Below are 21,743 nucleotides of genomic sequence, written 5' to 3' on the forward strand. Positions count from 1 at the left end.
TGTTTTTTTCATATAATAAAGGTAAGACAAGCGAGAGGAGATAGAAATATGAACTGGAAACAAGAATTTAGTCGCTGGCTTTCATATACAGAGTTAGACGCAGAACTAAAAGAACAGTTAGAAAACATGAAGCAAGATGAGAAGAAAATTGAGGACAGCTTTTATAAAAATCTAGAATTCGGTACAGGTGGTATGCGTGGTGAACTTGGTGCTGGTACGAACCGTTTAAACGTATATACAGTTCGTAAAGCAACACAAGGATTAGCGAAGTTTATTGAAAAATTAGGTGAAGAAGCGAAGAAGCGCGGTGTTGTTGTTGCGTACGATTCTCGTCATAAATCACCTGAATTTGCAATGGAAGTAGCTGCTACACTTGGTGCACACGGTATCACAACATATGTGTTTGAAAGCTTACGTCCAACGCCAGTGCTTTCTTTCGCAGTTCGTCATTTACATACAGTAAGTGGAATCGTTCTTACGGCAAGCCATAATCCGCCGGAATATAACGGTTATAAAGTATACGGTGAAGATGGTGGGCAGTTGCCTCCAAAAGAAGCTGATGAGTTAATTAGCTATGTAAATGCAGTAGAGGATGAGTTAACAGTTGAGGTTGCTAATGTGGAGCAATTAAAAGCTGACGGTTTATTACATATTATTGGACAAGAAGTAGATGATGCATATGCTGCAGAATTGAACAATGTCATTATTAATAAAGAAATGGTACAAAATGTTGGTAAAGACTTAAAAATCGTCTTTACACCATTACACGGAACATCAAATATTTCTGTACGCCGTGGTTTAGAAGAAGTTGGATTTACAGATGTAACAGTTGTAAAAGAGCAAGAGTTACCAGATCCGAACTTCTCTACAGTAAAATCACCGAACCCAGAAGAGCATGCAGCGTTTGAGTATGCAATTCGTGACGGTGAGAAGGTAGGCGCAGATGTGTTAATCGCAACGGATCCTGACGCAGACCGTCTAGGCGTTGCAGTTCGTAATCACGATGGTGAGTTCCAAGTATTAACTGGTAACCAAACAGGTGCATTAATGCTTGATTACTTATTATCTCAAAAGAAAGAAAACGGAACACTTCCAGAGAACGGTGTTGTATTAAAAACAATCGTAACGTCTGAAATTGGCCGTACAATCGCGAAAGCATACGGTTTAGATACAGTTGATACGTTAACTGGATTTAAATTTATCGGTGAGAAAATTAAACAGTATGAAGAAAGCGGACAATACGAATTCCAATTCGGTTATGAGGAAAGCTATGGTTATTTAATCCGTCCATTCTGTCGTGATAAAGATGCAGTACAATCTGTTCTATTTGCATGTGAAGTAGCTGCATACTACAAATCACAAGGTAAAACTTTATACGATGGTTTATTAGAAGTATTTGAGAAGTACGGTTTCTTCCGTGAAGATCTTGTATCGCTAACGCTAAAAGGAAAAGATGGAGCGGAACAAATTCAAGAGATGATGGCAACATTCCGTGAAAATCCTCCGAAAGAAGTAGCGGGCTTAACAGTTGTAGCTGTTGAAGACTATAAAGCGAGCATCGTTACATCTTTACAAGATGGACATAAAGAAGAGATTCACTTACCGAAATCAAATGTGTTAAAATATCAATTAGAAGATGGTTCTTGGTTCTGCCTACGCCCATCTGGAACTGAACCGAAGATTAAGTTCTACTTCGGTGTTCAAGATAATTCTTTACAAAATAGTGAACAAAAGTTACTTACTATTAAAGAAGATATTATGAATCGTTTATAATATAAAGTAATTTTAAGTAGTAGGGAACAAAAGGGAGTGAAACCTCCCTTTTGTTCTATGTAAGGAAATAATCGTTATTGATTCTGACAGAAGAGAGGGTATTTTGTGATGAAAAGAGTAAGAAAAGCGATAATCCCAGCAGCGGGATTAGGAACACGTTTTTTACCAGCAACAAAAGCAATGCCAAAAGAAATGTTACCGATAGTAGATAAACCAACTATCCAATACATTGTAGAAGAAGCAATAAAATCAGGAATCGAAGATATTATTATCGTTACTGGTAAAACGAAGCGCTCTATTGAAGATCATTTTGATAATGCATTTGAGTTAGAGCAAAACTTATTAGAAAAGAAAAAGTATGAGTTACTTGAAAAAGTACAGGCTTCTTCAAAAATGGTAGATATTCACTATATCCGTCAAAAAGAACCAAAAGGATTAGGGCATGCAGTTTGGTGTGCACGTAAATTCATCGGTGATGAGCCATTCGCTGTTTTATTAGGTGATGATATCGTTCAAGCTGAAAAACCATGTTTACGTCAATTAATTGAAGAATATGATAAAACGCTTTCTTCTGTTATTGGTGTACAAACGGTTCCAGAAGATGAAACACACCGTTATGGAATTATCGACCCATTAGAGCAGGAAGGACGTCGTTACCAAGTTCGCAATTTCGTTGAGAAACCAGCAGCAGGTACAGCACCTTCAAACTTAGCAATTATGGGACGTTACGTTTTAACACCTGAAATCTTCATGTTCTTAGAACAGCAACATGTTGGTGCTGGTGGTGAAATTCAGTTAACAGATGCAATCCAAAACTTAAACGAAATTCAACGTGTATTTGCTTACGATTTCGAAGGAAAGCGCTACGACGTAGGTGAAAAGTTAGGATTCGTTCAAACGACAATCGAAATGGCCCTGCAACACCCAGAATTACGTGATGAAATGGTTCCAATGATGCAGAAAATTTTAGAAGAACACACGAAGCAACAGTCTTAATATAGTGATATAATCCCCTGTTGGATGAGCGGTAAAGGAACGTATTTACTGCTTAATCTAAAGGGGATTTTTTGAGAAAAAAAGACACTCTGGAGAGAGTGTCTTTACTTTTAATCAGTAGGCTTTAGCTCATCAGCTTTGGATTTTATTTCATCAGTAATAGCGATATTAATATTACCAGCTGCTTTTTTGTATTCCTGAATCAATGCATTAACGTTTTGATTAAATGAAATTAAGCTGCCACTTGGAGATTGGGCCTGTTCGTTAAGCGCAGTGATAATCCCATATATTTTTTTATATTCTTCATAGGTTTCTTTATATTTATTAGGCTGTTCTTTTGCAGCTTCAGAGACTAACTTTAAATCATTTCCCATATTGTTATAAAACGTATCAACGCTTGTAATCATTCCGTCAATTTCTGTTCTCTTAGAACTTAGTGCATTATTGAAGTCCTGTCTTTTATCTATTGCGCTTGACCATGTAGTTGAATACTCGGATAACACGTAAGATGCTGCATATTTAAAGGTGTTTATATTATTATAAAAAGATGCTGCGGCAATTAAGTAATTAGCTTCTTTTTTCTTTTGGGCTTGAAGAGCTTGATACTCCTCTTCCATATTTGTTACTTTTGTTATCGTAAAGAGAAGAACGATGACGGATATAACGGTTGTTAGAAATAGTATTAACGATGTTATTAAAGATTTTTTTGCTGGTAATTTTCGTACTTTCTTAATTAACCCAATAACAATAAAGATTAAAGCCGCGCATAAACTAACTATAGTAAGAATTAAAAAGAAAAATGCTAGGCCGTTTCCAAAGGTATATGACATTCCTAACTCGCTATTTCCATATAATTTGTAACTGATACTCATACCTAGTATGAAAAATAAAGATAGTACTCCGACACTTACTTTAATAAGTGTATTTTTTGATAGATTCACTGATTTTCCTCCAAAATATTGTTCTAATTAGATGTGCAAAATATCTAATTTGCTGAATTAGCATAACAAAAATCATTTTTAATATGTGTCGTATATTGTCGAAAAACAAAAAAAGAGTTATCTTAACATAGTAAGATAACTCTTTTTATTATGAAATCGTCGAATGAGAATGCTGATAAGCGGAACGACGTACAGCATAGTATATGCGAGGTGCGATAATAGCACCGATAATTGTAAATGCAATATCTTTTACTGCGAACCACATCATAATCATCCAAGCAGCTTTATAACTCATATTACCACCCATGAAGAAATTGACTGCCCCGTACATATAAGTAGTACCGATAATATACGTTAAAATGATTCCTGTGAAAGAGGCAATTGCAAATGTACTGAATGTTGGTCGTTCTTTTTGTTCTACTAGTTTTCCTGATACGTAAGCAACGATAATAAATGCAATAATAAAACCACCAGTAGGATCTAAAAGTGCCCCGAATCCAGCTTTGAAGTTAGCGAAAATTGGTGCACCAGCTAAGCCAACGAGCATATACACAGTCATTGATAATGCACCAAGTCTACTTCCAAGAAGAAGCCCTGCTAAAATTGCAAAAAATGGTTGCATAGATAATGGGATGCCCGCTACTTGCAGGAATGGTGCCCAAGATACAATATTTGCACCAATGGCCATAAGAGCGACGAACATGGCAGCTAATGCTAAATCTAAAACATGAAATCTTCTCATAATGTTAACCTCCTGTTGTTTTTAGGTTAACATTATCGTAGCGAAAATATTTACTTGTTGTCAATCAAAATATTTTGATAAGAAGGCTTCAAATACTCTCTTAGCAACGTATACGGAATACGAAATTGAGGAATTCCGCTTGAATAAGGAGCAATCTCATATAAAGGGAAATAAATGACGAGGTTGTCCGGTTCTAAAAAGAAGTGAAACTTTTTCGTACTCATTATTTTTTCAGTTGCATCAGGAAAATAAATGCCTTCATTTTGTTTAATTTGTCTTACAATCTCAGCGCGGATTATTTCTTTATATTTATCTTCTTGTTGAAATAAATCGTCTAAGTGTAGTAACTTTTTTTCTTTTAAATCAAATGTGTTTGCCTTCCACGTATAAAGACCGTGTGCTCCGCCTGTATATTGATAGTAATTCAAATATAGGCTGAGTAAGGGTGGTTTATTTAAGGAGATTTTATAATCAACATTCGCCACGTACGGATGAAAAGGTGTGCTAGATCCTTCTGTTTCTTTATAATATTTTTTTGCGTCTTTTTCTAATTTAGTTTTAAATTTGTCAGTAGACTTTTTGTAATAGAAATTGAGCTTATTTTGAAATTTAGAATCGGAAAAATTGTGAAAAGAAGGTCTGTTAATTTGATATTCTATATAAGGTTTCTTACCTTTTTTTGTTACAGTCTGAACATCGATTTTCAGGTTGGATGCTTTGGCTGCTAGTGCACAATTTGGTACAATAGTCAGCAAGGAGAGCATAAGCAGTAATATACAAAATTTCTGTTTCATTTAGGTGAAACCTCCTTATATAAGTGTTATAAGTAGTTTGAAAATAAATAGGTAAAATTATACATTCAATTAAAGTAAGAGAAGGAGGAAACGATATGGGAAAAACTTTAATGGATTCACTTGGAATTGAGTTGTTAGAGATGACAGAAGATAAGGTGGTTGCTACGATGCCTGTTGATGAGCGTACGCATCAGCCATTTGGTTTTTTACACGGTGGTGCATCTCTTGCATTAGCGGAAACAGTAGCAAGTGTCGGTTCATACAATTTAATTGATCAAGAGAAATGTATTTGTTTCGGTCTAGAAATTAATGCAAATCACATTCGCTCAAAGAAAGATGGAATTGTAACAGCGATCGGGACACCGATACATAGAGGACATTCAACGATGGTTTGGGATGTGCGTATTATTGATGAAAATGATGATTTACTATGCATATCAAGATGTACAGTAGCAATTAAAGAAAAACGTGAAAAGTAAAAAGAGGCGGCTCAATAGAGCGCCTCTTTTTTATAATTAGAACTGGATTTTCTTCTCTAAGAAACCTTTTAGCTCGCTAATTGGCATACGAACTTGTTCCATTGTGTCACGGTCACGTACTGTAACAGCTTTGTCTTCAACTGAGTCGAAGTCGTAAGTGATACAGAATGGTGTACCGATTTCGTCTTGACGACGGTAACGTTTACCGATAGAACCAGTTTCGTCAAAGTCTACCATGAAGTCTTTAGCTAGTTCTGCGAATACTTCAGTAGCACCTTCAGATAGCTTTTTAGATAATGGTAAGATAGCTGCTTTGTATGGTGCTAAAGCAGGGTGGAAACGAAGAACTGTACGAGAATCGTTTTCTAATTGCTCTTCTTCATATGCATCACATAAGAATGCTAATGTTACGCGGTCAGCACCTAAAGATGGCTCGATGCAGTACGGTACGTAACGCTCATTCGTTTGTGGATCGATATAGTTAAAGTCTTCATTAGAGTGTTCCATGTGACGTTTTAAATCGAAGTCTGTACGAGATGCTACGCCCCATAGTTCGCCCCAACCGAATGGGAATCGGAATTCAATATCAGTTGTTGCGTTACTGTAGTGAGATAATTCCTCTTCACCGTGGTCACGAAGACGCATGCTTTCTTCAGTCATACCAAGTGAAAGTAACCAGTTCTTACAAGTTTCACGCCAGAATGCGAACCACTCTAAATCTTCACCAGGCTTACAGAAGAATTCAAGTTCCATTTGTTCGAATTCACGTGTACGGAATGTGAAGTTACCAGGCGTGATTTCGTTACGGAAGCTCTTACCGATTTGGCCGATACCAAATGGAAGTTTTTTACGCATAGAGCGTTGTACGTTTTTGAAGTTTACGAAAATACCTTGTGCTGTTTCAGGGCGAAGGAAGATTTCGTTCGTGCTAGACTCTGTAACACCTTGGAATGTTTTGAACATTAAGTTGAACTGACGGATTTCAGTGAACTCTTCACTACCACAATCAGGACATTTTACTTCATGCTCTTTCATTAAGTCAGCCATTTGGTCGAAAGTAAGACCATCAACAACCATTTCAATGCCTTTTGCATCTAATGCATCTTCAATTAATTTGTCAGCACGGTGACGCGCTTTACATTTTTTACAGTCGATCATTGGATCGTTGAAGTTACCAACGTGACCAGAAGCGATCCAAGTTTTTGGGTTCATTAAAATAGCTGCGTCTAAACCAACGTTGTATGGAGATTCTTGAATGAATTTTTTCCACCAAGCTTTTTTAACGTTATTTTTTAATTCGATTCCAAGTGGACCGTAATCCCAAGTGTTTGCAAGACCACCGTAAATTTCAGAACCAGGGAAAACAAAACCGCGATGTTTTGCTAAGTTTACAACTTGTTCCATTGAATACATAATAAAATCCTCCTTTTGAAAGTTAACGTATTGGCGATGACGTGCTCAGATACTAGTGAAACGAGCGGTATATGCTTTGAAAACATAAAAAAACGCTCATCCCAAGGCTTAATTGCCTAGGGACGAGCGTTTGCCCGCGGTTCCACCCTAGTTGATACACAACAGGTGCATCCACTTTATCACGTATTGCTCGGGACTGCCGTTTCCTTGCGGCTTCAGGCTTTCACTATCCCTGAATCGCTTTTGTGCAAGTACTTATAAGTCCGTCATCGCTACTTATATTAATAATAATGAACATATTCTAACACGTTCTTTTTTAAATCTCAATAGAGGAACGCGTCTATCTATGATAGAGTCTCGCCTATTTTTTCGTTATTTATTCCGTAATTTTGTTTAATGTGCTTAATTGCTTCACGTTTACTAAGCGAGGCAAGCTCGTTATTTTGCACGTATTCCCAAACGACATCGGGCTTTGTTTTTGCATATTCGCGAAGGACCCAGCCAATCGCTTTTTGAATGAAAAATTCTTTTGAAGAATGTAGCTGTCCAATAATCCAGAAAAGAAGTTCTTCATCCATCTTTTGTTTATATTTTAGCTGGAATAAAATAGCGGCGCGTTGTAACCATATGTTATCTGATGCAATCCATTTTGGAATATAGGCGGAAATTAATTCTGGATGTTTTAAAAAGATATTCCCTAAAAATGTAGGAACGATGCTATCGACAGAATCCCACCAAGATTTTGTTACAATGAGTTCTTCTAAAAACGGGATATGCGTTTCGTTTATATGTTTTTTATATTTTTGCATAATATCGAGTGCAGCCGCTTGAAATTCACGTTCTGGTAAATCCCAAAGCTCACATACGATAACTTGGAAATCTTTTTGATCTGGGAGAGTATGTATTTGGATGACGTCTTTCAATAATTGTCTTCTTTCAGGTGTTTGAATTCCGAGAAATGGGAAGTGATTTTTCATATAACGTGCCATCGGTTCCGCTTTTTCAAGGTTTTTATGAGCTATGAAATGCTCTTGTAATGCTTGTACAAATGGATGCATAAGTGCGTTCTCCTTTCTTATTACCTTTCTCATACCATTATACAGAGAGTTTGGATAAATTTTAAAACATAACTTGTAAAGTAATGAAATATGTTGAGAGTAGAGAGGAGAGGATAAGATGGAAGATCAAGGCGTACTAGCAGGTTTCTTTGCTCTTAGTTTTGCGTTTATTCTTGTTGTATTGATTTGGGCAATTATTGCGTATTTATTAACGGCTTTTGCACTGTATACGATGGCGAAAAATGATGGTGCAACGGATGGTGCTCTTGCGTTTATTCCTTTTTTAAATAGTAAGATCTGGGGTGATTTAGCAAAAGACAAATTACCGGATTTCTTAAAAGAAGAAGCAGGATGGAAAGTATTCGGCATATATGTCGCGTGTTTCATTTTTAACTTCGTACCAATTCTATATTTAATAGCAACAGCTGTATCGATTGTGCTATCTATTTATCTTATCTACGCAATTTTAGATAGATACGGAACGAATTCTATATTGTTTACGATTATTCATACAATCACATTTTCGGTTTTCTTACCGATTCACTTGTTCATTATTCGGAATGAGCCGGTAAGGTATAACGAGTAGATATATGCGGGGAGCTGTTTCGAAGATATTTTGGAACAGCTCTTTGTTGGTTAATCGATATTTCGTTGACCAAGAAAAAAGGGCTGCCACATAGGACAGCCCTTTTTTACTACATAAGGTAGCGTAAATAAATATAAATATGAGAAATGATTAATGAAACGATCATAATTGGGAAGCCGACTTTAAGGAATTCCATGTAGCTAAATTTATGGCCCTCACGACTTGCGATACCTGCAACAATTACGTTAGCAGAAGCTCCGATTAATGTTCCGTTTCCACCTAGACAAGCACCTAATGCTAATGCCCACCATAATACGTCGATTTGTGCGTCAGAAGGTGATAAACCTAGCCCAACTGCCATATCGTTAATAAGTGGGATCATTGTTGCAACGAATGGAATGTTATCAATTGTTGCAGAGGCGATACCAGATACCCATAAAATCAGGATAGATGCGTAAGAAACATCTCCGCCTGTTATTCCAATTACTTTTTGAGCTAACATTTTGATAAGGCCGATATCAATAAGTCCTCCAACAAGTACGAATAGTCCTGCGAAGAAGAAGATTGTTACCCACTCTACACTTGCGAATACCTCTTCAATTTCATGTTCTTTTACACCGATTAGCATAAGTACAGTAGCACCAGTTAAAGCGATGATAGCTGCATCAACATGGAAGATCGAATGAGTCATGAAACCTACGATTGTAAGTCCAAGTACTGTTAAAGATTTTTTCATTAATACTGGATCTTTAATGTATTGTTTTTCATCTAAACTCATTAATTTTTTAATTTGTACAGGATCAGCAATTAATTGTTTACGGTACATGAAGTAAAGTATTGTCGCTGTAACAGCAATAATAATGATTACGATAGGTGCTAAGTTGAATAAGAAAGCATTGAAATCTAAATGCTTATTTGCAGAACCAATCATAATATTTGGCGGATCACCAATTAATGTTGCTGTTCCTCCAATGTTTGAAAAAATAATTTCAGAAAGTAAATAAGGAACAGGATTTACTTGCAGTATGCGCGTAATAGATAAAGTAACTGGAACAACAAGAAGTACAGTTGTAACGTTATCTAAAAATGCGGAACCAAGCGCAGTAAGTAAGGAAAGTGAAATTAAAATTTTAATTGGATTTCCTTGCGCCCCTTTTGCTGCTTTAATGGCAACGTATTGGAAGACACCCGATTTACTCGTAATGTTCACCAGAATCATCATACCGATGAGTAGCGTAATCGTCCCCCATTCAATATGTTTCGTAAAGGCGTTGTGTAAATCAACGACCCCCATAATTACCATGAGTGCTGCACCAAGAAGTGCGATGACAGCGCGATTAATTTTTTCTGAAATAATAATGGCATATGTAATTAAAAAGACTGCGATAGCAAAATAATACTGCCAGTTTGCGAGCTCTTGCGTTGTTTCGTGCAAAACTCTCATCTCCTTTCATTCACTTTTCTTAGTGTGTCAAAAATGTTCCCAAAGAAACACACATAAAGTCATTATAAAGTAGAAAAATGGAGGATGTAAATGAGAGGGGGTATTTTGTCATATTTTCTGCATCGGTCATTTTTTCTTATTTTTAAAAATATTTGTGGGCATTTGACATATATATAAGATACATCCAATCTGAATATTTAAAATGGAATTAGCATTCGAGCTTGTTCGTGTAGGAGTGTCAAATAGAAAGGAATGACAAAGATGATAAGGAAGGGATCGTATGGATGAACAACGATTTTTATTTTTGGATTTTGAGTTTACGATGCCCCAGCACAGAAAAAAACCAAAAGGATTTTTCCCGGAAATTATTGAGGTAGGACTCGTTTCGGTTGTTGGCTGTAAGGTAGAAGACACGTATTCAGCTCATGTTAGGCCGAAAACTTTTCCTTCTTTAACGGATCGATGTAAGAAATTTTTAGGAATTAAACAAGAAGTCGTAGATAAAGGAATTTCGTTTCCAGAACTCGTTGAAAAACTTGCAGAATATGAAAGGAGATGTAAACTAACCATTGTTACGTGGGGAAATATGGATATGAAAGTGTTGAAGCATAATTGTGAAATGGCGAGAGTAGACTTTCCGTTCTTAGGACAGTGTCGTGATTTATCACTTGAGTATAAGAAGTTTTTTGGAGAGAGAAATCAAACAGGATTGTGGAAAGCAATTGAGGCATATGGAAAAGCAGGGACGGGTAAGCATCATTGTGCGCTAGATGATGCGATGACGACGTATAATATTTTTAAATTAGTAGAAAAAGATAAAGAGTATTTAGTGAAACCAGCACCTCCAACATTGGGAGAACTCGTTGATTTTTCAAAAGTGTTAAAGAAAGTGAGTACACAGTAACGACCAAATTGCACAGTATGTAATTTGGTCGTTTTGTTTTTTTAAAGTTTGTAGTCTTTTTTTAACTGCTCTAATGTTTCTAGACTACGAACCGCAAAAGGTGAATCATCTTCAGAAAATGAATTCATTTGAGTTTCTAATGCTAATTTGAGTGACTCTGTATACTCTGGAATTTCTCCTTCATATTTCTTCACCATTTGCTCTGGAATGTTCGTCTGTTCACGGAAAGCTAAAGCACGTCTTTCATGGAAAAATGGTACGTCAGCTTGTTTTACGTTATGTAAGTCACCTTGCACCGGATGTTTTAAAACAGCTAACACTTTTACGACGTAACTGCCAGGACGGCTATTTGTAACTTCGCCGATGTATTTGCCAGTTTTATAAATACCAGTAACGATTTCACCAATTTCAAATGTTTCTCTCATATTTTTCACCTCAAGTTTATAGTAAGGAAAGTATGCGAAGGAGTCAAAGAAATCATTCGCTTTCGGAATGCCCCCTTGAGAATATGGATAGGTTCCACTATAATTTTATATTATATAACAGAAAATTCTGATGTTTTTTAAAATCCTATAATAAGGAGTGTTCCGTATGATGCCTTTATATTTTCCGGAAGATAAAACAGAATATATTATTCCAGGGATTGTTTGCGTTCTATTTATCATTGGTGCCGTTGCTACGTGGCGTATGTTCATTCGTGTATCAAAACGCGAAGCGGAGCGATTACAGAAAGTTGAAGAAAAACTTTTAGCGGAAAAGAAACAGTAACTCATTTTTGTATGTTTCCCTCTATGCTCGGACAATCTAAGGGCAGAATATATTTTGGAGGGAATAGAATGAAAAAACGGCTTTTTTTTAGTTGTTGTTTATTATTTCTGATGGCAGGTTGTGACCAAGGAAAGCCGAAAGAAATTGACGTGAAATTACATAATGCTTCAGGCGATGAAGTGGGGACTGCGAAAGTAGAGCAACAAACAAGCGGAGTGAAAATTACGATTAAAGGGGAAGGTTTTGCACCAGGCCCGCACGGCATACATGTACACGAAATTGGTGAGTGTAAAGCACCACGTTTTGAATCATCTGGCAATCATTTTAATCCTGATAATAAAAAACATGGACTTCTTAATCCGAAGGGTGCAGAAAACGGTGATTTACCGAACGTAATTGCAGACGGTTCTGGAAAGATCAAGGCAGAAATCGATGCGCCGCACATAACGCTTGAAGAAGGAAAAACAACGATTCATAGAAAAGATGGAGCGTCTATTATTATTACAGAAAACGCTGATGATGGTATGACACAACCAACAGGTAAATCAGGTGATCGAATTGCTTGTGGTGTCATTGTAAAAAAAGCATCGGATATGAAGAAAAAGTAAAAGCTACCGTGCATGGTAGCTTTTTTTGTGAAACGTATTTGAAAAGATATTGATAAAGAAGGTTTTCCCGAATTACCTCCTTTCTTATTATGAAAACGTATGGCGCAGTCTATTTAAGATTTCTTCTAAAACAGATCTTGGACACCCGATGTTAATTCGAATATGTTCTTCTCCGCCTAATCCATATTTCTCACCAGGTTCAACGATGATCTTCCCTTTTTCCTCAAGCAATGTGGTGCGTTCGTTTTGAGAAAGCTGTAGGCGAGAGCAATCAATCCATAATAAAAAGCTACCTTCTGGTTTCGTTACAGAAAGAGCAGGTATGTGATCTTTAATATATTCACAAGCGAATTGAGCGTTATCTTCTATATATAATCGAATTTCATTTAGCCAATCGTTACATTCTGTATAGGCGCTTTGCATCGCTGTATAGGCAAACGTATTTAATCCGTGGAAACCTTGTCTATATTGGATAGATGTAAAGGTTTGACGGAGTTTTTCGTTTGGAATGATAATAATCGATGCCTGTAATCCGGCGATATTAAATGTTTTACTCGGAGCCATACAAGTAATCGTGCATGCTGCTAATTCTTCAGATAAAGAAGCGAACGGTGTATGAGTACGATCTCCGTAAATAATATCGGCATGAATTTCATCCGCGACAACGATTACATTATATTTTGTACATAACGTGCCAAGTTGTGTGAGTTCCTCTTTTGACCAAACACGCCCGATTGGATTGTGAGGACTACAAAGAAGCATGAGTTTGACGCCTTGTTGAAATTGCTTTTCTAAATAATCGAAGTCTATCGCATATGTATCATTTTGTTTCTGTAATGGACTCATGCATAATTGTCTATTGTTTGTTGTGACCATTTCGAAAAATGGGGGATAAATAGGTGGTTGTACGAGAACGGATTCGTTTTCCTTTGTGAAGGCCTGTATGCTCGTACTAAGAGCTGGAACGATTCCGGCGCTAAAGACAATCCATTCTTTTTGAATATCCCAGTTGTACTGTTTTTTTGTCCAGTTACAAATAGTATCTCCAATATTTTCGGGAGGAAGTGTATAGCCGAAAATAGGATGCTCGATACGTTTCTTTAAAGCAGTTTGAATTGGTTGTGGTACTTCAAAGTCCATATCAGCTATCCAAGCGTGGATAAGTTCTTCGTTTTTATACGTATCCCATTTTGTACTATGAGTACCACGTCGATTGACTGTTTTATGAAATAGTTGCATAAGTTTGCCCCCTTCTTCTGTAAAACCGTTAAGTTATGAAAGTTCTCTCTCTTCTTATAGAATAGCTGATGTGATAGGATAAAGAAAAGTATTAAAAAGTGAAAAGGCGGGAAGCGAATGGGTACATATGAAAAGATGATAGAGGTTGTGAAGAATTGGGATCCGTTTCAAATGGGACCGGAGTTTTATGAAACAGAAGCGAGCGATGTTGTGAATGTCGTAAGTGTGTTCGACGACCCAAAGTACATCGCAAAAAAGATTCAACATATATACTTTATGTCTTTTGAGGAAGTACCTGCGCTTGAAAAATGTGAGAAGTTAGCTGTGGAATTACTTGTAATAAAAGAAGGCGGAAGTTGTTCATTGTAGGCTGTCGGAATTTCCGACAGCCTTTTACATTATTGCGCGGAAAACGCAATGATTTCTTCATAAACATGTTCAGGTTTTTCTTCAGGTAGTAAATGTCCTGTGTTTTCGTAAGAAATAAATTTCGAATTTGGTAAATCTTTGTGTAGCCGATGACCTACATGTACAGGGACGACACGATCTTTTTCACCCCAAATGAGTAGTGTAGGTGTTTCTATTTTTTGTAATTCAGTTGAAGATAAGTCACCTTCACGGTCTCTTATCATACGAGTTAAAGCAGGGAATATACGGTTGTCATAAAAAGGAGCGGAGTAACCTTCCTTCATTTCATCGTCAATTAATGAGTGATCATGAACGACATTCATTAAGTTATGAACAATCCCGCGCCGTATAATCCAGTTCTTTACGTATAAATGAAAGAACGGTAAATAAGAAGAGTACAGTAAAGGTAAGGCTGCTCGTGCTAAATAGCTAGAGCTGCATAGTAAAATTGTCTTTGAGATTAATTCAGGGCGTATACGGTTTACGTAGAGAGAAATTTGTCCACCCATAGAATGCCCAACTAACACAATATTTGAGAGAGATAAATGTTCAATTAAATCGATAATAACCGTTGCTAAATTATGATAAGAATACTTAAAGAGATGAGACTTATCACTTTTTCCGAACGGTGGTAAATCAAGAGCTAGTACTGTTCCTGCTTTCGATAATAAAGGAATGAGGCGGCGGTAACTGAATGAGGAAGATAAAAAGCCGTGAACGAGTACGAAAGTAGGACGTTCCGTTTTGTTGTCATGTTCATACAATTCGTAATGAATAGTAGTGCCGCGAGTGGAAAAAGTGAAATAAGGACAAGTATATTCGTGATTCATTTTTTGTCACTCCATTGATTTTTGTTCATATCATTTCCAAGGAAGAAAAAAATATGTTAACAAAAAAAGGCAAGATGACGATGTCATCTTGCCTTTCGCTTATTTATTATTACCCACGAACAATATTAGGCGGTGTTTTTCCTTGTAACCCTGCAACTAAATTTTCAGCGGCTGTCATAGCCATTTGCTGCCTAGTTTTTAATGTTGCAGATCCGATGTGTGGTAAAGTCACAACATTTTGTAATGATAGGAGCGGATTATCTTTTTGAATCGGCTCTTGTGTAAACGTATCAATGCCTGCTGCAAAGATTTTCTTTTCGGTTAACGCATGGATTAACGCTTCTTCATCTACTGTTTTCCCGCGAGAAGCATTAATAAAGATTGCTGTTTCTTTCATTAATGAAAATTCTTTTTCTCCGATAAGATGATACGTTTCATCTGTTAATGGAGTAAGAAGGACAATAAAGTCAGACTGTTTGAGTAGCGTCTGTAAATCACAATATGTAGCATCGAATTGTTGCTCTGCTTCTTCTTTACGGCGACGGTTATAATAAAGAACATTCATATCAAATCCGAATTTCGCTCGTTTTGCAACGGCTTCTCCAATTCGCCCCATTCCGATAATACCGATTGTACTATGGTGTACATCCAGTCCGAAGTGCTCTTTTCCAATTTCGGCGTTCCATTCACCATTTTTCACGTAGGAGTCGAGTTCGCAAACGCGTCGACCAGCAGATAACATAAGAGCGAAAACAAGGTCCGCTACTGTATCATCTAATACATATGGTGTATTCGTTCCGATTACATTTCGCTTTTCCATCGCTTGTAAATCAAAATTATCGTAACCGACAGAAATGTTGCTTACTACTTTTAAGTTAGGAGCTACAGCTAATAATTCTTCATTAATAGCAGATCCGAAATTTAATAATCCATCTTTATCTTGTATTTTCTCTAATAGGACATCACGAGGTACCTTCTCATTTTGCTCCCATTTTTCATAATCACAGTGTTCTAATAAATAGTTTTCTACAAATGTTGGAACTGGTTCAGCAATATAAATTTTTGGTTTCACGGTTCCATCCCCTTTCGCTTTATCACGCATTTTTCCGCTGATTAAAGTTTCACTTTACCCCGCTTTAACGAGCAGTAAGACTCCCACCTAAAAAGACGGTTGAGGCAAAGAAGTGAGGTGGGAGATCAACTGCTCGTAAAAGCCCGATTGGTTCAACTAATAATCCATGGGGTGAACCTTTCCATGAATTAAAGTTTCACTTTATTTTGACATAATTCACTAAAAAAATCTTCTTTTCAAACTGGAAAGGGTATTTGTATAATTTAGACACAAACGAAAAGGAAGGATGATTTATATGGTGACAGAAAAGGAATTAGAATTATTAGCTTGTCTTGAAAAAAGTAGTCGATTATCTGTAGATACATTAGCGAAGCTGTTAAATATAGAAGTAGAAGAAGTAAAGAAGATGGTTGAAAAATTAGAAGCGGAAAAGATTATTGTGGATTATGTAACACATATCGATTGGACGAAGGTGAAAGAACATACAGGTTTAACGGCGATGATCGATGTGAAAGTTACGCCAAAGCGCGGCGTTGGGTTTGATGCGGTTGCTGAACAAATTTATCGTTATTCAGAAGTGAAATCTGTGTATTTAATGTCAGGGACATATGATCTTTCTATTACATTAGAAGGAAAGACAATGGGAGAAGTAGCGATGTTTGTTTCTGAGAAATTAGCAACAATTGAATCTGTCGTTTCTACAACAACGCATTTCATTTTGAAAAAGTATAAACATGAGGGAATTATTTATGAAAAAAACGATGATGATAAGCGCATTGTGGTGACACCATGAAGCAATTTGAACTATCTAGAACGGCAGAATCTTTACAACCATCTGGTATTCGAAAGTTTTTCGATTTAGCAGCAAATATGAAAGGTGTTATTTCTCTTGGAGTAGGAGAGCCTGACTTTGTTACACCTTGGAATGTAAGGCAAGCATGCATCCGTTCTTTAGAACAAGGATATACGTCGTATACAGCAAATGCAGGATTATTGGAACTCCGTCAAGAAATAGCAAAGTATCTAAAAAAACAATTTGCAGTATCTTATGATCCAAACGATGAAATCATTGTTACAGTTGGAGCGAGTCAGGCGTTAGATGTAGCGATGCGCGCCATTATAAATCCTGATGATGAAGTACTCATTATTGAACCAAGTTTCGTTTCTTATGCACCGCTTGTGACATTAGCTGGAGGAGTTCCGGTTCCTGTGGCAACGACTTTAGAAAACGAGTTTAAAGTACAACCAGAACAAATTGAAGCAGCTATTACAGCGAAAACAAAGGCAATTTTGCTTTGTTCACCAAATAACCCAACAGGTGCAATGTTAAATAAATCCGAGCTTGAAGAAATAGCAGTCATTGTTGAGAAGTACAATTTAATCGTATTATCTGATGAAATTTATGCAGAGCTTGTATACGACGAAGTATATACAAGTTTCGCGAGTATTAAAAATATGCGTGAGCATACAATTTTAATTTCAGGATTTTCAAAAGGGTTTGCAATGACAGGGTGGCGCCTCGGTATGATTGCAGCTCCTGTTCAATTTTCGGAATTAATGCTCAAAATTCATCAATATTCCATGATGTGTGCACCGACAATGTCTCAGTTCGCAGCACTTGAAGCGTTACGCGCGGGGAATGATGAAGTAATTCGGATGAGAGACAGTTATAAGAAACGCCGTAATTTTATGACGACATCGTTTAATGAAATGGGTTTAATGTGTCATGTGCCAGGCGGAGCATTTTATGTCTTTCCTTCGATTTCTTCAACTGGACTATCTTCGGCAGAATTTGCAGAACAGTTATTATTAGAAGAAAAGGTGGCTGTTGTACCTGGAAGTGTATTTGGCGAAAGTGGCGAAGGATTTATTCGTTGCTCGTATGCAACATCGCTTGAACAACTTATGGAAGCAATGAAGAGAATGGAACGGTTTGTAGAAAATAAAAAAAGGACAAAACAGAATACGTTTTGTCCATAAAAGGGGGGGAATACTAGAAAGCCATGTGTTAGTATTCTATCCCAATATTGGAGAATTATACGTACTCTAGGAAATTTTTCGTTAATTTTGAATGAGTTCTGTCATAGTGGTATAATTTACTAATATAAGGTATGCGTATCCTGAGTAGCTTTAGTTAGGGTACGTACTAACTAATCGGATATTTAACAATAAATCATCTGCTTTGCTATCTACAATTGTAGAGAAAATGGTAAACGTATGGGAGTGTTTCATATGTCAGAACAATATACAACTGGAGTGGTTGTAACAGGGAAAGTGACTGGGATTCAAGATTACGGAGCATTTGTAGCGTTAGATGCAGAAACACAAGGGCTTGTGCATATATCTGAAATTACAAATGGATATGTAAAGGATATTCATGACTTTTTAAAAGTCGGCGATACAGTAGAAGTAAAAGTACTTTCAATTGATGAAGAACACAGAAAAATGAGTTTATCGTTAAAAGCGGCGAAAAGAAAACAAGGACGGATTCTTATACCGAATCCATCTGAGAACGGATTTAATACGCTGCGAAAAAAGCTAACAGAATGGATTGAAGAGTCCGAGGTAACAAAGTAAAAGAGGAGCGCATATGAGCGTTCCTCTTTTACTTTGTTTTATGATATATATTTGCAAATATGATTGCATGCAATCATATTCGTATGTCGGAGGTGAAGTAAGGACATACTGACTAGCGAATTTCGTTCGTTTCTGGGTGAGTGCCAAGATTTTCTGATGGTTTAAAGAGTAAACCAAGATTGATAAGCCCAGAAATACCAACGATGCCGTAAATAATACGGGAAAGAGCTGAATTTTGTCCACCGAAAATGGCAGCCACTAAGTCAAACTGGAAGAACCCGATCAGTCCCCAGTTAACAGCACCAATTACAGTAAAGACTAATGCGATACGTTGCAGAGTACTCATGAAAAAGCCCCCCTTAATTGTGAAGCATGAGCAAGCGATGAGTTAATTAACTCCTTTATAGAATGGCGTAGTTATGTTGTTTTTATACATAAAAAATATAAGAAAAAGGATGTATATACATCTATACCGAAAAATGCGAATTTTTATGCAAAAAATGAACTTTTTCTAAAAAATATATTTTGGTTACGTTTACAATTGTTGAATCGCTTGATTTACAACTTCAGTTTCGCTAAAGTGAATACAGAAATACATATACATTATTGGAGGGAAAAAGATGAGTACACATGTAACGTTCGACTATTCTAAAGCGTTATCCTTCATCGGTGAACATGAAATCACTTATTTACGTGATGCAGTGAAAGTAACACATCATGCAATCCACGAAAAAACTGGAGCTGGGAACGATTTCCTTGGATGGGTAGACCTTCCGCTTCAATATGACAAAGAAGAATTTGCTCGCATTCAAAAATGCGCAGAAAAAATTAAAAATGACTCTGACATTTTACTTGTTGTAGGTATCGGTGGTTCTTACCTAGGAGCACGTGCAGCAATTGAAATGTTAAACCATTCTTTCTACAACACGCTATCTAAAGAACAACGTAAAACTCCACAAGTGCTATTTGTTGGACAAAACATTAGCTCCACTTACATGAAAGATTTAATGGACGTATTAGAAGGTAAAGACTTCTCTATTAACGTTATTTCCAAATCAGGTACAACAACAGAGCCGGCACTAGCATTCCGTATTTTCCGTAAGTTATTAGAAGAAAAGTATGGAAAAGCAGAAGCTCGCAAACGTATTTATGCAACGACAGATAAAGCACGTGGTGCATTAAAAACATTAGCTGATAACGAAGGTTACGAAACATTCGTTATTCCAGATGATGTTGGAGGCCGTTTCTCTGTATTAACGCCAGTTGGTTTATTACCAATCGCAGTAAGTGGCTTAAATATTGAAGAGATGATGAAAGGTGCAGCTGCTGGTCATGGTGACTTCGGTACATCAGAACTAGAAGAAAACCCAGCTTACCAATATGCAGTAGTTCGTAATGCTTTATACAATAAAGGAAAAACAATTGAAATGCTTGTTAACTATGAGCCAGCACTTCAATACTTCTCTGAGTGGTGGAAACAGTTATTTGGTGAAAGTGAAGGAAAAGATCAAAAAGGTATTTTCCCATCTTCAGCAAACTTCTCAACTGACTTACACTCATTAGGTCAATACGTTCAAGAAGGTCGTCGTGACTTATTCGAAACAGTTCTGAAAGTAGGTAAATCTACACATGAACTAACAATTGAATCAGAAGAAAACGATTTAGATGGATTAAACTACCTTGCTGGTGAAACTGTAGACTTCGTAAACACAAAAGCATACGAAGGTACATTACTTGCACATAGCGATGGTGGAGTACCAAACTTAATCGTAAATATCCCTGAATTAAATGAGTACACATTCGGTTACCTTGTATACTTCTTCGAAAAGGCATGTGCGATGAGCGGCTACTTATTAGGCGTAAATCCATTTGACCAACCAGGAGTAGAAGCATACAAGAAAAACATGTTTGCTTTACTTGGTAAACCAGGATTTGAAGAGTTAAAAGCAGAATTAGAAGAGCGTTTAAAATAATAAAAAGCGACCGGATTCCGGTCGCTTTTTATTATTTTATCGAAAAGTCCATCAATATATTCAAACTAGAGTGGGTATGCTAAAGAAAAAGTCTAGGAGGGATGGGCTTGATTCCGATTCAATCAAATTTAGAAGGACGTACATATGCGTTATATAAGTTAGAAGAGATAATGAAGCCACTTGGGTATAGCATTGGTGGCAATTGGGATTACAATAAAGGATGCTTTGATTATAAAATTGATGAAGAAGATGGCTATCAATTTCTGCGAGTGCCATTTACAGCAGTAGATGGAGAGCTAGATGTACCTGGTGTAATAGTCCGTCTTGGAACGCCTTATATTCTTTCGCACGTATATCAAGACGAACTAGATGATCACGTAAATACTTTAACGGCTGGAACGAGTGGAATGGATCAATTTGCTGAGCCGAAAGATCCAGATGGAGATGTGAAAAGAAAATATATCAATATTGGGAAAGTGCTCATGCAGGAACTAGAAAAACATTTTCTTAATGGTGAATAACAATGAGTATGTCGCTTTCAATGAGAACAAAGGAATGGACTGGATTAATCATATATTGTTCGTCGCGTTTTATACCTAGTAAGAGAATATTTTGCTTTAAAAGAGTATAGCTACAATTTGCAAAAGTTTGTCCAGTGCAGGAAGGATAAAGCTCCATCAGTTGTAATTTGTTATCAGAGATTTCATCGTAAAGTGAGAATAGTACGCCTGAAATGGAAGGGAATAAAAGAGAAGCGGTAAATACGTAGCTCGTTAATTTATTTCCTTCTATAATTTCTGATACACCAGCTCTCGTTGCATTTTGTATTTGTTCAGAAGTAAGAAGTTCAGCGATGCAGTGAATGTTTGGGTTGAGACCTTTTGCAGTTAAAATATTTAAAATGGACTGTGTATCTGCTAAGCTTTCATTTTTTTCTTTATCAGCTGTTATTAATATAGTGTGAGCAGTTGTAATATTAGCTTTTAATAAAGTTTGATCGTGATGCGGGCAACCCTTTATAAATTCTAAATGATGAAATGGTTTTGGAAGTAAAGAAAGTGTTTCATCAATTAACACGATATCAAGGTTCGGTTGTAAGATGTGCATTTGTTTTACAACATGTTTTGCCCGTTCGTTC

25 protein-coding genes (1 of these 25 running past the window's edge) are annotated in these 21,743 nt (G+C 36.7%); 13 read left to right on the forward strand and 12 right to left on the reverse strand.

Going from position 1 to position 21,743, the window contains the following annotated elements:
- The first annotated feature begins 48 nt into the window (after window positions 1-48).
- Window positions 49-1,773, forward strand: a complete 1,725-nt coding sequence (locus MNO09_RS05065) for a phospho-sugar mutase (RefSeq protein WP_001104232.1) — start codon at window positions 49-51, stop codon at window positions 1,771-1,773.
- A gap of 108 nt (window positions 1,774-1,881) precedes the next feature.
- A complete protein-coding gene (gene galU / locus MNO09_RS05070) occupies window positions 1,882-2,769 on the forward strand; it encodes a UTP--glucose-1-phosphate uridylyltransferase GalU (protein ID WP_000832650.1) in 888 nt (295 codons plus the stop codon).
- Between the two features lie 110 nt (window positions 2,770-2,879).
- On the opposite strand, the gene MNO09_RS05075 is transcribed toward galU, so the two are convergent.
- The 3 genes from MNO09_RS05075 to MNO09_RS05085 all read right to left on the reverse strand — a co-directional run bounded on the left by MNO09_RS05075 (window position 2,880) and on the right by MNO09_RS05085 (window position 5,246).
- Complete coding sequence (locus tag MNO09_RS05075) at window positions 2,880-3,710, reverse strand: hypothetical protein (RefSeq protein WP_241950099.1); 831 nt, start codon at window positions 3,708-3,710, stop codon at window positions 2,880-2,882.
- A gap of 148 nt (window positions 3,711-3,858) precedes the next feature.
- A complete protein-coding gene (locus MNO09_RS05080; protein ID WP_001252151.1) occupies window positions 3,859-4,452 on the reverse strand; it encodes a biotin transporter BioY in 594 nt (197 codons plus the stop codon).
- Between the two features lie 50 nt (window positions 4,453-4,502).
- The gene (locus MNO09_RS05085) at window positions 4,503-5,246 is read right to left on the reverse strand and encodes a DUF3298 and DUF4163 domain-containing protein (RefSeq protein WP_000810344.1); all 744 of its coding nucleotides are present in this window, start codon (window positions 5,244-5,246) and stop codon (window positions 4,503-4,505) included.
- Between the two features lie 95 nt (window positions 5,247-5,341).
- Here MNO09_RS05085 and MNO09_RS05090 point away from each other — a divergent pair, with 95 nt between their 5' ends.
- Window positions 5,342-5,725 (forward strand): hotdog fold thioesterase, encoded by a 384-nt coding sequence (locus MNO09_RS05090; RefSeq protein WP_000520763.1) that lies wholly within the window; start codon window positions 5,342-5,344, stop codon window positions 5,723-5,725.
- Window positions 5,726-5,761: 36 nt separating this feature from the next.
- Here the strand turns inward: MNO09_RS05090 and MNO09_RS05095 are convergent, their stop codons facing one another.
- The gene (locus tag MNO09_RS05095; RefSeq protein WP_000287155.1) at window positions 5,762-7,138 is read right to left on the reverse strand and encodes a glycine--tRNA ligase; all 1,377 of its coding nucleotides are present in this window, start codon (window positions 7,136-7,138) and stop codon (window positions 5,762-5,764) included.
- A gap of 344 nt (window positions 7,139-7,482) precedes the next feature.
- Complete coding sequence (locus tag MNO09_RS05100; RefSeq protein ID WP_000553333.1) at window positions 7,483-8,196, reverse strand: DNA alkylation repair protein; 714 nt, start codon at window positions 8,194-8,196, stop codon at window positions 7,483-7,485.
- A gap of 118 nt (window positions 8,197-8,314) precedes the next feature.
- Between MNO09_RS05100 and MNO09_RS05105 the strand changes: the two genes are divergently transcribed.
- The gene (locus MNO09_RS05105; RefSeq protein ID WP_000390064.1) at window positions 8,315-8,782 is read left to right on the forward strand and encodes a hypothetical protein; all 468 of its coding nucleotides are present in this window, start codon (window positions 8,315-8,317) and stop codon (window positions 8,780-8,782) included.
- 109 nt (window positions 8,783-8,891) lie between these two features.
- On the opposite strand, the gene MNO09_RS05110 is transcribed toward MNO09_RS05105, so the two are convergent.
- The gene (locus tag MNO09_RS05110; protein WP_000545212.1) at window positions 8,892-10,217 is read right to left on the reverse strand and encodes an ArsB/NhaD family transporter; all 1,326 of its coding nucleotides are present in this window, start codon (window positions 10,215-10,217) and stop codon (window positions 8,892-8,894) included.
- A gap of 289 nt (window positions 10,218-10,506) precedes the next feature.
- Here MNO09_RS05110 and kapD point away from each other — a divergent pair, with 289 nt between their 5' ends.
- Complete coding sequence (gene kapD, locus MNO09_RS05115) at window positions 10,507-11,130, forward strand: 3'-5' exonuclease KapD (protein WP_088107450.1); 624 nt, start codon at window positions 10,507-10,509, stop codon at window positions 11,128-11,130.
- Window positions 11,131-11,171: 41 nt separating this feature from the next.
- Here kapD and kapB read toward each other — a convergent pair whose 3' ends face one another.
- Window positions 11,172-11,555 carry a kinase-associated lipoprotein KapB gene (kapB, locus tag MNO09_RS05120; protein WP_001209345.1) on the reverse strand — a complete coding sequence of 128 codons (384 nt, stop codon included), beginning with the start codon at window positions 11,553-11,555 and terminating at the stop codon, window positions 11,172-11,174.
- A 166-nt stretch (window positions 11,556-11,721) separates the two neighbouring features.
- On the opposite strand from kapB, the gene MNO09_RS05125 reads away from it, so the two are divergent.
- Window positions 11,722-11,898: a hypothetical protein gene (locus MNO09_RS05125; protein WP_000982763.1), complete on the forward strand. Its 177-nt coding sequence runs from the start codon at window positions 11,722-11,724 to the stop codon at window positions 11,896-11,898.
- A 68-nt stretch (window positions 11,899-11,966) separates the two neighbouring features.
- Window positions 11,967-12,506 carry a superoxide dismutase [Cu-Zn] gene (sodC, locus tag MNO09_RS05130; protein ID WP_000746502.1) on the forward strand — a complete coding sequence of 180 codons (540 nt, stop codon included), beginning with the start codon at window positions 11,967-11,969 and terminating at the stop codon, window positions 12,504-12,506.
- An 87-nt stretch (window positions 12,507-12,593) separates the two neighbouring features.
- On the opposite strand, the gene MNO09_RS05135 is transcribed toward sodC, so the two are convergent.
- Entirely contained in the window at window positions 12,594-13,745 is a 1,152-nt protein-coding gene (locus MNO09_RS05135) for a MalY/PatB family protein (RefSeq protein ID WP_001175863.1), read from the reverse strand.
- 117 nt (window positions 13,746-13,862) lie between these two features.
- On the opposite strand from MNO09_RS05135, the gene MNO09_RS05140 reads away from it, so the two are divergent.
- Complete coding sequence (locus tag MNO09_RS05140) at window positions 13,863-14,114, forward strand: YugE family protein (RefSeq protein ID WP_000537642.1); 252 nt, start codon at window positions 13,863-13,865, stop codon at window positions 14,112-14,114.
- A gap of 29 nt (window positions 14,115-14,143) precedes the next feature.
- Here the strand turns inward: MNO09_RS05140 and MNO09_RS05145 are convergent, their stop codons facing one another.
- Both MNO09_RS05145 and MNO09_RS05150 read right to left on the reverse strand, forming a co-directional pair.
- Window positions 14,144-14,983, reverse strand: coding sequence for an alpha/beta fold hydrolase (locus MNO09_RS05145; RefSeq protein ID WP_001015205.1), 840 nt, complete (start codon window positions 14,981-14,983; stop codon window positions 14,144-14,146).
- Window positions 14,984-15,092: 109 nt separating this feature from the next.
- A complete protein-coding gene (locus MNO09_RS05150; RefSeq protein WP_070169192.1) occupies window positions 15,093-16,085 on the reverse strand; it encodes a 2-hydroxyacid dehydrogenase in 993 nt (330 codons plus the stop codon).
- A 265-nt stretch (window positions 16,086-16,350) separates the two neighbouring features.
- Between MNO09_RS05150 and MNO09_RS05155 the strand changes: the two genes are divergently transcribed.
- The 3 genes from MNO09_RS05155 to yugI all read left to right on the forward strand — a co-directional run bounded on the left by MNO09_RS05155 (window position 16,351) and on the right by yugI (window position 18,632).
- Window positions 16,351-16,848 (forward strand): Lrp/AsnC family transcriptional regulator, encoded by a 498-nt coding sequence (locus MNO09_RS05155; protein ID WP_000255701.1) that lies wholly within the window; start codon window positions 16,351-16,353, stop codon window positions 16,846-16,848.
- The gene (locus tag MNO09_RS05160; RefSeq protein ID WP_000808542.1) at window positions 16,845-18,035 is read left to right on the forward strand and encodes an aminotransferase; all 1,191 of its coding nucleotides are present in this window, start codon (window positions 16,845-16,847) and stop codon (window positions 18,033-18,035) included. Before MNO09_RS05155 ends, MNO09_RS05160 begins: the two co-directional genes overlap by 4 nt.
- 252 nt (window positions 18,036-18,287) lie before the next feature.
- The gene (gene yugI / locus MNO09_RS05165) at window positions 18,288-18,632 is read left to right on the forward strand and encodes a S1 domain-containing post-transcriptional regulator GSP13 (protein WP_000003766.1); all 345 of its coding nucleotides are present in this window, start codon (window positions 18,288-18,290) and stop codon (window positions 18,630-18,632) included.
- Window positions 18,633-18,744: 112 nt separating this feature from the next.
- Here the strand turns inward: yugI and MNO09_RS05170 are convergent, their stop codons facing one another.
- A complete protein-coding gene (locus tag MNO09_RS05170) occupies window positions 18,745-18,978 on the reverse strand; it encodes a DUF378 domain-containing protein (protein WP_000105789.1) in 234 nt (77 codons plus the stop codon).
- 274 nt (window positions 18,979-19,252) lie between these two features.
- On the opposite strand from MNO09_RS05170, the gene MNO09_RS05175 reads away from it, so the two are divergent.
- Both MNO09_RS05175 and MNO09_RS05180 read left to right on the forward strand, forming a co-directional pair.
- Window positions 19,253-20,605, forward strand: coding sequence for a glucose-6-phosphate isomerase (locus MNO09_RS05175; protein ID WP_000103651.1), 1,353 nt, complete (start codon window positions 19,253-19,255; stop codon window positions 20,603-20,605).
- A 107-nt stretch (window positions 20,606-20,712) separates the two neighbouring features.
- Window positions 20,713-21,126: a YugN-like family protein gene (locus MNO09_RS05180; RefSeq protein ID WP_000612345.1), complete on the forward strand. Its 414-nt coding sequence runs from the start codon at window positions 20,713-20,715 to the stop codon at window positions 21,124-21,126.
- Here MNO09_RS05180 and MNO09_RS05185 read toward each other — a convergent pair.
- On the reverse strand, window positions 21,113-21,743 hold the 3' portion of the coding sequence (locus MNO09_RS05185) for a potassium channel family protein (RefSeq protein WP_000842340.1). 365 nt of this gene lie beyond the right edge of the window; the window shows 631 of its 996 coding nt (coding positions 366-996); its start codon lies off the right edge, out of view — the gene reads right to left on this strand; it ends in the stop codon at window positions 21,113-21,115. The genes MNO09_RS05180 and MNO09_RS05185 overlap by 14 nt on opposite strands.

This window comes from Bacillus sp. N5-665, assembly GCF_022637375.2.
In the GTDB taxonomy this organism is placed as follows: Bacteria; Bacillota; Bacilli; order Bacillales; family Bacillaceae_G; genus Bacillus_A; species Bacillus_A wiedmannii.

Bases quoted from the DNA above. Each gene is read 5' to 3' on its own strand.
- MNO09_RS05065 (WP_001104232.1), top strand. From the start codon at position 49: ATGAACTGGAAACAAGAATTTAGTCGCTGGCTTTCATATACAGAGTTA.
- galU (WP_000832650.1), top strand. From the start codon at position 1,882: ATGAAAAGAGTAAGAAAAGCGATAATCCCAGCAGCGGGATTAGGAACA.
- MNO09_RS05080 (WP_001252151.1), bottom strand. From the start codon at position 4,452: ATGAGAAGATTTCATGTTTTAGATTTAGCATTAGCTGCCATGTTCGTC.
- MNO09_RS05085 (WP_000810344.1), bottom strand. From the start codon at position 5,246: ATGAAACAGAAATTTTGTATATTACTGCTTATGCTCTCCTTGCTGACT.
- MNO09_RS05090 (WP_000520763.1), top strand. From the start codon at position 5,342: ATGGGAAAAACTTTAATGGATTCACTTGGAATTGAGTTGTTAGAGATG.
- MNO09_RS05095 (WP_000287155.1), bottom strand. From the start codon at position 7,138: ATGTATTCAATGGAACAAGTTGTAAACTTAGCAAAACATCGCGGTTTT.
- MNO09_RS05100 (WP_000553333.1), bottom strand. From the start codon at position 8,196: ATGCATCCATTTGTACAAGCATTACAAGAGCATTTCATAGCTCATAAA.
- MNO09_RS05105 (WP_000390064.1), top strand. From the start codon at position 8,315: ATGGAAGATCAAGGCGTACTAGCAGGTTTCTTTGCTCTTAGTTTTGCG.
- kapD (WP_088107450.1), top strand. From the start codon at position 10,507: ATGGATGAACAACGATTTTTATTTTTGGATTTTGAGTTTACGATGCCC.
- kapB (WP_001209345.1), bottom strand. From the start codon at position 11,555: ATGAGAGAAACATTTGAAATTGGTGAAATCGTTACTGGTATTTATAAA.
- MNO09_RS05125 (WP_000982763.1), top strand. From the start codon at position 11,722: ATGATGCCTTTATATTTTCCGGAAGATAAAACAGAATATATTATTCCA.
- sodC (WP_000746502.1), top strand. From the start codon at position 11,967: ATGAAAAAACGGCTTTTTTTTAGTTGTTGTTTATTATTTCTGATGGCA.
- MNO09_RS05135 (WP_001175863.1), bottom strand. From the start codon at position 13,745: ATGCAACTATTTCATAAAACAGTCAATCGACGTGGTACTCATAGTACA.
- MNO09_RS05140 (WP_000537642.1), top strand. From the start codon at position 13,863: ATGGGTACATATGAAAAGATGATAGAGGTTGTGAAGAATTGGGATCCG.
- MNO09_RS05145 (WP_001015205.1), bottom strand. From the start codon at position 14,983: ATGAATCACGAATATACTTGTCCTTATTTCACTTTTTCCACTCGCGGC.
- MNO09_RS05150 (WP_070169192.1), bottom strand. From the start codon at position 16,085: ATGCGTGATAAAGCGAAAGGGGATGGAACCGTGAAACCAAAAATTTAT.
- MNO09_RS05155 (WP_000255701.1), top strand. From the start codon at position 16,351: ATGGTGACAGAAAAGGAATTAGAATTATTAGCTTGTCTTGAAAAAAGT.
- MNO09_RS05160 (WP_000808542.1), top strand. From the start codon at position 16,845: ATGAAGCAATTTGAACTATCTAGAACGGCAGAATCTTTACAACCATCT.
- yugI (WP_000003766.1), top strand. From the start codon at position 18,288: ATGTCAGAACAATATACAACTGGAGTGGTTGTAACAGGGAAAGTGACT.
- MNO09_RS05170 (WP_000105789.1), bottom strand. From the start codon at position 18,978: ATGAGTACTCTGCAACGTATCGCATTAGTCTTTACTGTAATTGGTGCT.
- MNO09_RS05175 (WP_000103651.1), top strand. From the start codon at position 19,253: ATGAGTACACATGTAACGTTCGACTATTCTAAAGCGTTATCCTTCATC.